Origin of the sequence: Lujinxingia litoralis (assembly GCF_003260125.1) — a bacterium.
Classification (GTDB): domain Bacteria; phylum Myxococcota_A; class Bradymonadia; order Bradymonadales; family Bradymonadaceae; genus Lujinxingia; species Lujinxingia litoralis.
Genome location: NZ_QHKO01000001.1, coordinates 435,747 through 447,849 on the forward strand (window position 1 = coordinate 435,747; position 12,103 = coordinate 447,849).

Consider the following 12,103-nt stretch of genomic DNA (forward strand, 5'->3'; position numbering starts at 1 on the left):
GCTCCGGGCGCCGGTTAAGGGCGCTTCTTCGTGAGCTTATGCATCTCGTAGAAGTGGCTCAGCGCGCGCACCATCTTGCCCCCCATCAGGTTGCGGAAGGTCCCCAACATCGCCTCGTACTTGGGCGCGTAGGGGTACCAGAAGGGCTCGACCTCCAGCAGACCTCGGTCCACCATGATCGCCTTCTGATTCATAAAGGCGTAGAGCCCCTCAGGCCCGTGATAGCGCCCGAACCCGCTGCGCTTCACCCCGCCAAAGGGCAGCGCCGGGTTGCCCACCGAGAGCACCAGGTCGTTAACCGAGCATTGCCCCGACTCCATCCGGCTGGCCAGCGCCAGACCGCGGGAGACGTCCCGCGTCCACACGCTACCGGTGAGGCCGTACTGATGGTTGTTGGCCATCCGCAGCGCCTCCTCTTCGTCGGCCACGCGGATCACCGGGAGCACCGGACCGAAGGTCTCGTCGCGGTAGATCTCCATCTCTTCGGTGACATCGAGCACCAGCGTGGGTTCAAAGAACTGCCCGGGCCCCTCCATCGGGCGGCCTCCCATGGCGATGGTCGCGCCACGCTCGCGGGCGTCCTGGAGATGTCGCGCCACCGTGCCCATCTGAGCGCCAAAGGTCAGCGGCCCCATATCGGAGCCCTCGTCCGGCGCCCCCACCCGGATGCGCTCGATCTCGGTTTTAAGTTTTTCCAAAAATGCGTCGTAGACCGCCTCGACCACAAAGAGGCGCTCCACCGAGATGCACATCTGACCGCAGTTCAAAAAGCCGCCCCAGACCGCCGCGCGTGCGGCCCGGTCGAGGTTGGCATCGTGACAGACGATCATGGCGTCTTTGCCCCCCAACTCCAGCTCCACCGGAATGGGCTTTTCGGCGGCCGCGGCCATCACCTTGCGCCCGGTCGCCACCGAGCCGGTAAAGAAGATCTTGTCGACATCGGCCCGGCACAGCGCCGCCCCGGTCGCGCCGTCGCCCTGCACCACCGAGACCACGCCGGCGGGGAGGCCCGCACGCTCAAAGATCTCGCGCATCAGCTCCCCGGTCAGCGGCGTGACCTCCGAGGGCTTGAGCACCACGGTGTTGCCGGCGATCAGCGCCGAGAGCACCGGGATCATCGAGAGCTGAAAGGGGAAATTCCACGGGGAGATCACCGCGATGACCCCCATCGGGGCGTGCTCCACGTAGCTGGTCTTGGTCGGAAAGAAGAGCTGGCGAGAGAGCTTGCGTCGCTTCAGCGCCCGGGGCGCCTCTTTGCGGTAGTAATCGATGAAGAGCGGGATCGACATCAGCTCGGTCAACAACGAGTCCAAGAGCGGCTTGCCGGTATCCTCGCTGATGGTCTTCGCAAACGACTCGCCATCGGAGCTGACGATCTCGCGCAGCCGCTCCAGATACTCAAAGCGCTGATTCAGGCTTAAGTCGCGCCAGGCCGGGAAGGCGGTGCGCGCGGCGGCCACCGCGCGCTCCACATCGTCGGCGCTGCTGATGGGAAAATCGCCCAGATGAGACCCGTCCACCGGACTGAACTTTTCGATCCGGGGGGCCTCGGCGAGGTGGGGAGCCTGGGTGGCTTGAGCAGACATCTTCAGTCCTGAGTCTTGAGGGATGAACAGGGCGCGGGCCGCACAGCGGCGCGACGATTCGTAAACACCAGACCCGGCGCGGCGAGTCGATATTCCCGGAGAAGTTAACGCAGGTCCAGTACCGGGCGAGTGTCGGCGCTAACGCGGGTTTCCAGGCGAGGAGAGAGGCGATCGCCCAGATGGGTCTCCCCGACCTTCGCCGAGAACACCCCGCTGAGCCGCCCGAACCCGCTGCCCCGGAGGGCCCCCAGCGTGGGCAGGGTCCCGGCCACCGACCAGGTCGACTGCCAGGCGGGCACCAGCACATTCCAGACCGGCACCATGTCGTCGACCTCGGCCGCGTAGAAATAATGACCGCCGCTGGCACAGGCCAACTCCGCATAGGCGTCCACCGGCCCCACACGTCCCTGACGGTCCCGCGCCGGCAGGCAATAGGCATCCGGGGTCTGACCCGCCGCGCCACCGGGCTGCTCCGCATAGAGCCGGGCCGATCGGCAACGCTCAAAGCTCTGGCAATCCGCATCGCTCTGGCAGGTCGGCGCCCCGCAGCTCGCGTCATCGCGACAGGCCTCGTTGCCTCCCCACTGGCTGGGAAGATCGCGAAGCAGCGCGGTATCAAGCGCCGTATCCAGGTGCACCACCACCAGTCGCACCCCTGTCTCTACCAGGCGCTCGCGGACCTCCTCGGCCCCGGCCTGCGGATCGTAGACCTGATCGGGAGCATCGGTGAACACCACTAAAATCTTCTCAAACTCCTGGTACTTCTCCAGCCCCAGGTCGCGATCGAGCACCCGCAGGATCGATTGATAGACGTTGGCCTCCCGCGGGATCAGCGTGGGCAATTCGCGCAGGCGATCGTTGAGACTCTCCAGATCCCGAGTGAAGTAATCCGAGAGCCCACCTTCGGCTCCCGAGGTCAACGGACGGGCCTGGGCGCCGACATCGCCACCGAAGAACCACAGGCTGACCGCGGCATTCTCGGGGCTAAAACGCCCGGCCAACGAGGTCAAAAAGTCCTGGATCATCACCCGATGACGCAGCTCCGCGTCGGTGGCTCGGCCGGGATTGGCCACCAGCGCCTGCTCGCCATGCTCATCGTAGAGCGCCCCCACCGACGTGGGCAGGCGGCCGTCAAAACTGGCGGTGTTCTGAATCAGCACACTCAGCGCCAGCTCCCGGGAGCCCTCTCGGCCCAGCGCCAACTCCTGGCGTACCGTCCCCGGCACAAAGCTGGCCGTGACAGGCGCCGCGCAGAAACGCTGCCCGTCGGCGCGTTCGGCCGCGGTGCAGCTGAGCCCCTCGGCGCACTCGACATCGCTGCGACAACTCGGCCCGGAGCGCGCCACGTACCCCTGATCGAAGCTCAGGTGCCCGGCCTCCAGGGTCTCATTGGGCCGGAGCCACTCGCCATCGACCATATCCCCCTGGGCCAGGGGCGTGCCCTCCTGACTAAAGAGCACAAAAGGAAAACGCAGCGTTGGCTCGCCCCCACACTCCTGCCCCTGCGGCGGCAATAGTCGCAGCGCAGAAGAGGTCAGCTCCAGGCCCGGCTCCCCCACATCGGCCAGATCGCCGGAGTCGGCGTCGGTGCGCCCGTGAGCCGGGGCATCATCACCACAGGCTCCCAGAGCCAACCATATCGCAGAGAGCGTCACCCATGCCCCGGTGCGCACACCGGACCCCGGAAATCGCGAGAGCCAGCTCATAGGAGCTCCTTCAAACTATAAGGTTGATTCGCAGCTTCACAGCACGGCAGACCGCCGCTCAGAGCCGCAGGAAGATGATCACGATCAGCAGGATCGTGGCGAAGAGAGCCACAAAGATCCACAGAGAGATCCGACCGCTGGGGGCCGGCTCCAGGCTCTCTAAGAGCGCCATATTACGCTGGAAACGCCGCCGCGAATAGTCCAGACGCGGAAAGGTGTAATAGAGTGCGTCGGCCTCTTCGTCGACGGTCACGTCAATATAACCTTCAGCCCCGAAGTCGTTAAGCAAGCTCTGAACCTTGGCCGAGGGCATCTCGGTACGACTGGTCAGATAGCCCAGCTCCACCCGGGGCTCCCGGGCTCCGGAGGCGATGCGCAAGATCTCGTGCTGCTCACGCACCTTTTTAACCCACTCGGCGTCCTGTTTGAGGCTGGCGACGGCCTTCATAAACCCGGCGGCCTGCTCCAGATGAGCCTGCTCCTCGATGTCGAGAGGGCCCGGCAAAAAACGCTCCGGAGTCTCGATCTCGTAGGCCGCCAGTTTGCCGAGCTGAACGCGATCCACCCCATCGAGCTCCTCCAGCCCCTCGAGCACCCGGGCGATGCTGTCGACATCCATCGGAAAGAACGTCGTCACGCCCAGTACGGTCACCGGGATATCGCCGCGGCGAGCGAGCTCAGCGGCGACCTCCGAGATCAGCTGAATCCCCTCGGGTACCGAGCGCAATCGTTGACTATCAGCCATAAACGAGGTCCATCAAAGTTACTCCAGTGCCCGAGCCGCAATCGGCCGCCGGCAGCGGCGGCGCAATCTAGCGGTCTCGTGGCGAGTCGACAACCTCCCATACAACGCATCGCGCCGCCGGCAGGGGTGACCCCGCCGATGATACGCCAGCCCAACGGCGCTGTCACTGCAACGCCGGGCTGCTCCCCGGGCCCTCTTCTCCCGGGATACCGCGGTGCTTAACACTCTTCGGGGCACTCCAGCCGGCGAAGCCCAAAACACCGCCAGGACAACATTCACGCGCGGGGAAGGACGCGCTATAGTCGCGTACCCTCGCTCGTATCCGAGGACATCGCCGAAGCACCCAGGGCCCCATGAGCCCGATTGCCAAGAGAATTCATGAGCTTACGCATCGTCATCGCAGAAGACAGCGCGATCTTTGCCGAGGTTCTCCTCGACGTGCTGCGCGCCGAGCCCGGCATAGAGATTGTGGCCATGACCGACAACGGCGTCGACGTGGTCAACCTGTGTGAGGAGCATCGCCCCGATCTGGTGCTGATGGACATCCACATGCCGCGCCAGGATGGTCTGGCGGCCACCGAGGCGATCATGGCGCGCTGCCCCACGCCGATCCTCGTGGTCACCGCCGATCCTCACCGCGGTGGCGTCGACCTCTCGTTTAAAGCGCTCTCGGCCGGGGCCCTCGACCTGATGCCCAAACCTCAGTGCCTGCCCTTCCCCGAGGGCGAGCGCGAGGCGCTCCTGCGCAAAATCCGGCTCCTCTCCCAGATCCCGGTGGTTCGCCATGTGCGCGGCCGCAAGCGCCAGGGGATCGAGCGCCCCAGGCTCACACCGCAGACCACGCCGCGAAACGCCGCCGATCGCCCGGTGGCCGTCGTGGGCGTCGTCGCCTCCACCGGGGGCCCCAGAGCCCTGGCCGGGATCGTGGGCCAACTGCCCGCCGACTTCCCGGCGGCCATCACCGTGGTCCAGCACATTACCCACGGCTTCTCTACCCACCTGGCCCACTGGCTCGACAACCACAGCCCGCTCACCGTGGTGGAGGCCCGGGAGGGCATGGCGCTCAAGCGCGGCCACCTCTACATCGCCCCCACCGAGCGCCATATGATGCTGGAGCCCGACCTCAAACTCAGCGTCGTCGAGGGGCCGCCGGTGGGAGGACACTGCCCCAGCGGCGATCGCCTCCTGACCAGCCTCGCCCGCCACGCGGCGCCTCGGGCCATCGGTGTCATCTTAAGCGGCATGGGAGACGACGGAACCGTGGGGTTGACGGCCATGCACCATACCGGCTGTCCCACGCTGGCGCAGGATGAGACCAGCTCGGTGGTCTATGGCATGCCCCGCTCCGCCATTGCCCACGGCGTGATCGACCGCGTGGTCGACATCGATCAACTCGCCGACGCTCTGATTCGGGAGGTCGAGAAACTTCAGCAGCGGGAGCGGGCATGACCCAGCGTCGCTTCCCACGCCGTGAGGTGATTACCCAGGCCTGCGAGCTCTTTGAGCGCTGGACCGGCTTCGCGCTGCGCGGAGCTGCGCCCACGCGCATCGCCGACACCTTTGCGCGCCGCGCTGAAGCGCTGGGCTACGACGATCCTCTCACCTACGTCGAAGCCCTCCAGGATCTCTCCTCCACCGCGGCCGAGCCCCAGCGCCTGGTCAATCTGATCACCAACGGACTCACCGCCTTCTGGCGCGACGAGCCCCAGCTCCTGGCCCTGCGCTCCATCCTCCGCAAGCTGGGCGCATCGGCCACCCGCGAGCGCCCCCTACAGATCTGGTGTGCCGGAGTCTCCACCGGCGAAGAGGCCTACACCGTGGCCATGCTCGCCAGCGAAGAGCAGGTCCCCGCCGATATTCTGGGCACCGACGTCAACACCGAGTTCTTAAGCGTGGCGCGCCGGGGACAATACGGCAGCTGGAGCCTGCGACGTCTTGATGAGACGCGCCGCCGCACTTTTTTGCGTCCCCTCAATGAGCACACCTTCGAGGTGGCTCACCCCGATCTTCAGGCCGTGCGCTTCGATCATCATAACCTGCTGCACACCGCGCCCCGTTCGCGCCGCGCCGACATGCGCTGGGATGTGATCCTCTGCCGCAACGTGCTGATCTATTTCACCCCGCGCGCCTCCACTACTGTGGTCGGCCACCTGGCCGACGCGCTGGCCCACGACGGCTACCTGATGCTGGGCTCCTCGGAGCAGATCCACGTGGAGCAGCTCAACACCCAGGGCCCCCGCCTCCGTCCCACGCGCCATGGTGAGGGCTTTCTATACCGCCGTCACGAGACCCGCCCGGGCCAGACCATCGAGCCCGGCGCCTGGACGATCTCGGAGAGCACGCTGGAAGAGCTGCTCAATCCCCCGGCCCCCGACTACGACGGGCTCGATGAAGTCACCAGCGATGTGGGCCTCAACGACACCGTCGTCAATCTGCTTCAGGACGCCGCCAGGCACATCACCGACGGCGAGCTGCGTCTGGCAATGGCCTGCCTGGAGGCCGCCACCAGCTACGATCCCTTTGTCGTCGAGGGACACTGCCTGATGGGCGAGGTGCTGGCCGCCCTCGATTCCCGGCGCGCCGCCCTCAAAGCCTACCAGAAGGCCCTCTTTCTGGAGCCCTACCACTGGGTGGCCGCCTGGGGCGCGGCCAGACTCCATGAACACTTTGGAGAATTGGAGGCCGCACGACGGGCCTGGCGCCAAACTCTGGAGGGGCTGGCCGCCCACCCCGACCCGCTGCGTTTCGCGCTGGTACTCCCCCGACTGATCGGCCCGATGGACGACGCCCGCCAGCAGGCCCATGAGCAGGCGCATCGGGCGCTCTCGGTGGTCAGCGAACTCTAATATTTCTCCAAATTCAGGGAATGAAAACGGGCCTGCATTCCTTCTATCTATACCTCGGCAACGAGGTCGGAGCGTGCGGTCCCTGACCGCGATCTCAGGCAACGCTCGCTCCGAGCATGGCACCTCCTTTCGATCAACGCGCTCTGTCGGGATGACAGAGCGCGTTGGTTTTTCTTGGCCCTCTTCCACCGCCGGCGCCCGGGGCTTTTGACAAGTTCGCAGCGGACAGGCAAAGAGAGGCGGCGCGCCTGGCGCGCGTCCCATCTGACATTCATCTGCGCGGAGAACGTATGTCCGACCAACGCTCCTCAATCGTGGCGTCGCTGCTCGACGCACGCGTGCCGGCGATCAGCCAGACCGAACTCGAGTCCCTGCTCCAGAGTCCCGAAGACGGTCCCCTGCTCGCCGCACTGCTGCTCACCCACCCGGAGCTTCGCCGGGCGCAGACCCCACAGCTTCACAAACTAAGCATCCCCGCCAGCGACGCCCCCTCCTGGCTCTGGGCCTTGCTCGCCAGCCTGGAGCAAGACGCCTTCGATGATGCCATCGATCAGGCACTGGGCCGCGAAGACCAGGCCCCGGCCATGGTTCAGGCGCTCTTCCGCGCGGGCGCCGACTGGTACCACGAGTCCTTTGTGGAGCTCCTCGACGAGAGCGACGTCGGCCTGACCAGCGCCGCCCTCCTGGGAGCGGTCGATCCCGAAGAACTCAGCGACGCGCTCGAAGAGATCGCCTCCCCCGACGAGCTCATCGCAGCGGCACGCGGCGCCGCGCTCGCCGGTGCCTCCGAACTCTTTGACACCATCGCCGACTGGCGCCAGGAACTCACCGATGAGCTCAGCCTGCCCCAGCGCGCGGCCATCGACGGCGCGCTCGCTTCGCTCGCGCCTCATCGCTACGCTCGCCAGCTGATGCTCGGCGAGCTGGAGCGCGACTGGCTCGCTGACGACCGGGCCGTGGCCGACTTCCTGACCCGCTACGGCTTGAGCCCCTGGGTCGAAACCCTGGCCGTGATGCGCACCGTACGCGACCGCGACGGCTTCGACATGGCCGCCGCGCTGGCCACCAGCGCCGCGCTCCTGGCCTGGAACGCCGACGACATCTCCGACGACGAACTCCTGGGCGAACCCGACGCGCTGATCAACCGCTACCCCGCCCAACTCGCCTTCCAGATGGCCCTGGGCGAAGACGACGGCCTGCCCGAACTCCTGGTCGAAGTCGGCCAGCACGACGCCCTCATCGACCGCGGTCTGGCCTCCCCCGGGGTGCGCGGCCTCCCCCTGAGTGCCGGCATCGAGGAGCGCCTCACCCCCGAACATATCGCCCGCGCCCTGGCCCGCTTCGCCCACGACCGCCCCGCCTCCATCGAAGAGCGCGTCGCCCTGGTCCACACCCTGGGCGAGCTCGAGCGGGAGTTTGAGCTGGGCAACCTGGAGCTTGCCACCCTGCGCGAGCTGGCCTCTCCCTTTGCCACACACCCCGACGATGCCGTGCGCCAGATGGTCGAAAACCTGGGCAACCCTCAGGCCTTCACCGCCTCCGATGACTGGGGCGGCCGCGGCCTGGCCTGGCTGCTCACACAGGTCCGCCACACCGAGCCCGAGGCACGCCTCCACGCACTGGCGCAGGCCTGGTTCTGCGGCCCCATCGCCCGCGCGCCCATCGCCCGCGATGCTTTCGCCGGCGCGCTCTACGCCCTGCTGGGCCTGAGCGATGACGATCTCGACGACGAGAACTCGCTCTAAAGTTCGCGCCTGCAGTGGCGGGCAAAGCCCGCCGGCACCATAAAAAAAGCGGCCCCCTTAATCGGGGGCCGCTTTTTTTACATCGCACCTCTCAACCTCGCCTCACTGCGGGTTGCTATCCGGCTTGGAGTTCACCTGGAAGTGACGGTACGACACCGCCACAAAGTTGATCGGCGCATCTTCCGGATCGTCGTCGCTCGGGCGGTACTCTCCAAAGAACGCAATGGAGTTGGTCGCCGCAAAGTAATCGAAGCCATTGATACGGCTGCGCGGCACCCACTGCCCGTCCTTGAACACGCGCAGCGAGCTCGAAAGCGGCACGTCCGGAAGCACGTAGTTCGCCGCCCGACCGGTGGCCGCGATGATGATGTCGTTGATCGACTCCTCGATGTTCGGCGAATCCAGCGAGTAGTAGTTCCCACCGGTGGCGGTGGCCACCTGACGGTAGGCCTCGCCATCATTGGTCACGATCGAGAACATCGTGGTCCGACCGGTGAAGAAGCCGATGAAGTCATTCATCAACGCCTGGCCCGCCGGCGTATTCAGCCCGCTGTTCTGGAAGGTCTGGGCTTCCTCATCGCTCATCAGCACCGTCACGATCTCGGCGTTGGGGCGAATCCGCAGCTCGGCCGGCGCCAGGTTGCTGCTCATGTACTCAATGGCCGAGCGCGCATTCTTGATGCCGTACTCCGCGCCACCGAAATCACCGGAGCAGCCGTTGCACGCCACAACCCACTCCTCGATCTCCTCCAGGAAGCTGGCCTGATCGCGGTGCCAACCCGGCGGGTTGCGCAGCTCTCCCTGACCGCCCTGCCACATGTTGGTCACGCCCAGGCGGTAATCGAGCGGCGTGTTGCGCAGCTCGGCAAAGAAGCCCTCGGCCACATCGCGCACCCGATCAAAGTCATCGCTCATCGAGCCCGACTGGTCGAGCACCCACAGAAACTCCACCTGCGGGATCTCCTCCACCGGCGGGAAGCGCGTGCAGCGCAACACGTCGGCAGCCGTCGCCGTGGCCAGCCCGGTGGTGTTGGTGAGGTCATCCATGCGGAACTTGGTCTTGTCCTGACTCTCGTACTTGGTGTCCGGAGCCAGCGCCACCAGCGTGATCAGCTGATGCTGTCGCAACACCGTGGTCAAGTAGACGCGATACTCGGTGTAGGTGTTCCCGCTGGTCGAAGGCAGCCCGCTGATATCACCGCTGCCAAAGGGAGCCACGCCCGCCAGCAGATGATCGCGCATCGCCCGCGCCGAGCGCGGCTGCGGCGAACGCAGCAGGTAGCGGCTCACCGCCGCGCTGTTGTAATCGTGCGTGCTGAACTCCCCGCCGATCACCTCCTGCACCACCGTGGACACACTCCCGATAAGCTGGCGCTTGAGCTGCACGGCCTGCACCGCCGAGCTCACCCCGTCGGTCGATTGCGAGAGGATAAACCCGGCGACCTCGTTGGCCGGGTCATCAAACACCGCCGCGGCCTGGCGGTTCTCCACGCTGGCGCCCGAAATCGTCAGGTTGGTGTAGTTTGCAAACGCCGGCGGCAGACCCACCCCCCAGTTCCCCACACCGTTCACAAAAAACTCGGTGGGCTCACTGGCCGGCTCATCGCAGGCACTGACCACCCAGAGGTCGCCGTCTCGGCAGGCCTCCGGATTGGGGTAGTAATGCGCCGGGTAGCTGCACACGTTAAGAGGATCGAGCTTGAGCAGCTCCTCCTCATCGTCGTTCACCCCGTCGGCATCGCTGTCTGCGGCGCAAGGGTCGGTGCCCAGCTGCAGCTCTTCCAGATCGCTGAGCGTATCGCCGTCGCTGTCGTGATCGAACTCATCGGTGCACAGCTCTCGCTCCTCGCAATCCGAGAGCCCGTCCTGGTCGGCGTCGCGCTGCCACCCCTCACCACCCGGCTCACAGTAATCCACTTCCTCGACATCCGGCTCCCCACCGCCGTCCACATCGGGCTCTTCCGTATCGGGATCTTCCACGTCGGGCTCGACATCGCTGTCGGGGCCTGCATCACCCGCGTCAGGATGCTCGATGTCGGTATCCGGAACCTGCCCTTCACCGTCGGGGTCGGAACAGGCCGGCGTCCACAACACCAGCGCCAGAGCCAGCGCCAGATAATTCCTACCGAAAGACGTCTTCTTCATAAGTTGTCCGGGTGAACAGATGCGGAGAGGGGCTGCGTTGGGGAGTGCAGCAGGAGGGAGGGGATTGCAGGTGGGGGCCCGCAAAAGGGGCTCCCGATGTGGTACCAGAAAGACTCAATCATTTCAAAAGGATCGAGTTATCCGGACCTGGACACGCCGAGTTCGGCGTCGATCGGGCATCGGGATCAGCGCCCGAAAGTCACCGAAGGCCGGGGCTGAAACTCGGCGCGGGCCGGGGGCTCCACCGGGCTCATGCGCACCACCAGATCGCCGGGGTATTTGCCAAAAAATACCAGCGGCCACATGGTGCCCAGCGTGCACACGCACGCCACCCAGCTCTTGGAGTTCGCCTTCGCTTCCAGCTCCACCACCCGGGGATGATACCCCTCCATCGAAAGGTGGTAAGAGCGGCGACTGAAGAACCAGGGCAGGTCTCGCACCTGCACCGGTGTCTCCCCGGCGTAGCGCTCGCCATCAATGATCAGCGTCGCTCCGGCCGGCTGGCTCTCAATCAGCGTGGTCGAGGCGCAGGCACTGCTCATCAGCAGCAGCGCCGCGAGCAAACCCTTTTTCATCAGCGCGCGCATAGGCAACTCAGCGTGTCTTGGTGAAAGTGGCGTCACACAACGACGCCACGGAGAGGCACACTGACACGATTTAACGCCTGCTTCAACTTCAAGGCCCCACTTCAAAGCCGGCAGCGACTGGGAAGCCGGCCGGCTTTGAAGTACGCTCGGGCGGACTGCTGTCTATATTCGGCCTGAGCCGGTCGGCGGCGCTCCCAGCCCCGCCCCTTGACGTACATACGAGGTACCCGATGAGCGAACAAAGCGACTACCCCGAGGCCTTTCTCGACGAGATGCGCCAGGAACTGGAGGCCCAGCGCCAGGAACTGGTACGCAGCAGCACCGTGACCTTCCACGACATGCGCGATCGGGAGCGCGAGCCCCGCGACTCCATCGACGAATCCAACGATGAACAGGGCAACGCCACCGAGCTGCGCCTCAAAGATCGCGAACGCCTCCTCCTGGCAAAAGTCAACGACGCGCTCTACCGGATGGACACCGGCGACTACGGCGTCTGCGAGGAGTGCGGCGTCCTCATCGGCGAGGCCCGACTGCGCGCCCGCCCCATGGCCGAACTCTGCATTGATTGTAAAGAAGATCAGGAGCGCGAGGAGCGCCGCCTTCATGCCTCGCGCCCCGGGATGTTCTCGGCACTGGAGTAGACCGGCCAGCCGGGGCTGCCATCGCCTTCTCCCAAAAAAGCCGGCGCCCCGAAATCGGGCGCCGGCTTTTTTACATCCTCACTCCGGGCTCCCCCCCCCCGT

Annotated in this window: 9 protein-coding genes; 4 read left to right on the forward strand and 5 right to left on the reverse strand. The window is 65.7% G+C overall.

The annotated features are described in order from the left end of the window. Positions 1-14: 14 nt before the first annotated feature. From DL240_RS01785 to DL240_RS01795, 3 genes are all read right to left on the reverse strand, one after another. Positions 15-1,586, reverse strand: a complete 1,572-nt coding sequence (locus DL240_RS01785) for an aldehyde dehydrogenase family protein (protein ID WP_111728138.1) — start codon at positions 1,584-1,586, stop codon at positions 15-17. Positions 1,587-1,690: 104 nt separating this feature from the next. Next, complete coding sequence (locus tag DL240_RS01790) at positions 1,691-3,292, reverse strand: vWA domain-containing protein (RefSeq protein ID WP_111728139.1); 1,602 nt, start codon at positions 3,290-3,292, stop codon at positions 1,691-1,693. Between the two features lie 58 nt (positions 3,293-3,350). Then, positions 3,351-4,037: a hypothetical protein gene (locus tag DL240_RS01795; protein ID WP_111728140.1), complete on the reverse strand. Its 687-nt coding sequence runs from the start codon at positions 4,035-4,037 to the stop codon at positions 3,351-3,353. 378 nt (positions 4,038-4,415) lie between these two features. Here DL240_RS01795 and cheB point away from each other — a divergent pair, with 378 nt between their 5' ends. The 3 genes from cheB (at position 4,416) to DL240_RS01810 (ending at position 8,628) form a co-directional block, all read left to right on the forward strand. After that, entirely contained in the window at positions 4,416-5,486 is a 1,071-nt protein-coding gene (gene cheB, locus DL240_RS01800) for a chemotaxis-specific protein-glutamate methyltransferase CheB (RefSeq protein WP_111728141.1), read from the forward strand. After that, positions 5,483-6,883, forward strand: coding sequence for a CheR family methyltransferase (locus DL240_RS01805; RefSeq protein WP_111728142.1), 1,401 nt, complete (start codon positions 5,483-5,485; stop codon positions 6,881-6,883). Before cheB ends, DL240_RS01805 begins: the two co-directional genes overlap by 4 nt. Positions 6,884-7,173: 290 nt before the next feature. Next, a complete protein-coding gene (locus DL240_RS01810; protein ID WP_111728143.1) occupies positions 7,174-8,628 on the forward strand; it encodes a hypothetical protein in 1,455 nt (484 codons plus the stop codon). Positions 8,629-8,730: 102 nt separating this feature from the next. Here the strand turns inward: DL240_RS01810 and DL240_RS01815 are convergent, their stop codons facing one another. Together DL240_RS01815 and DL240_RS01820 are read right to left on the reverse strand one after the other, a co-directional pair. Next, on the reverse strand, positions 8,731-10,773 hold the full coding sequence (locus DL240_RS01815; protein ID WP_111728144.1) for a hypothetical protein: 2,043 nt from the start codon (positions 10,771-10,773) through the stop codon (positions 8,731-8,733). A gap of 185 nt (positions 10,774-10,958) precedes the next feature. Further along, positions 10,959-11,360, reverse strand: a complete 402-nt coding sequence (locus DL240_RS01820) for a PEGA domain-containing protein (protein ID WP_111728145.1) — start codon at positions 11,358-11,360, stop codon at positions 10,959-10,961. Between the two features lie 230 nt (positions 11,361-11,590). On the opposite strand from DL240_RS01820, the gene DL240_RS01825 reads away from it, so the two are divergent. Continuing rightward, positions 11,591-12,001: a TraR/DksA family transcriptional regulator gene (locus DL240_RS01825; RefSeq protein ID WP_199589700.1), complete on the forward strand. Its 411-nt coding sequence runs from the start codon at positions 11,591-11,593 to the stop codon at positions 11,999-12,001. Positions 12,002-12,103: the final 102 nt, after the last annotated feature.

Coding starts and splice junctions, on each gene's coding strand:
- DL240_RS01815 (WP_111728144.1), bottom strand. CDS start 10,773: ATGAAGAAGACGTCTTTCGGTAGGAATTATCTGGCGCTGGCTCTGGCG.
- DL240_RS01820 (WP_111728145.1), bottom strand. CDS start 11,360: ATGCGCGCGCTGATGAAAAAGGGTTTGCTCGCGGCGCTGCTGCTGATG.
- DL240_RS01825 (WP_199589700.1), top strand. CDS start 11,591: ATGAGCGAACAAAGCGACTACCCCGAGGCCTTTCTCGACGAGATGCGC.
- DL240_RS01790 (WP_111728139.1), bottom strand. CDS start 3,292: ATGAGCTGGCTCTCGCGATTTCCGGGGTCCGGTGTGCGCACCGGGGCA.
- DL240_RS01795 (WP_111728140.1), bottom strand. CDS start 4,037: ATGGCTGATAGTCAACGATTGCGCTCGGTACCCGAGGGGATTCAGCTG.
- DL240_RS01810 (WP_111728143.1), top strand. CDS start 7,174: ATGTCCGACCAACGCTCCTCAATCGTGGCGTCGCTGCTCGACGCACGC.
- DL240_RS01805 (WP_111728142.1), top strand. CDS start 5,483: ATGACCCAGCGTCGCTTCCCACGCCGTGAGGTGATTACCCAGGCCTGC.
- cheB (WP_111728141.1), top strand. CDS start 4,416: ATGAGCTTACGCATCGTCATCGCAGAAGACAGCGCGATCTTTGCCGAG.
- DL240_RS01785 (WP_111728138.1), bottom strand. CDS start 1,586: ATGTCTGCTCAAGCCACCCAGGCTCCCCACCTCGCCGAGGCCCCCCGG.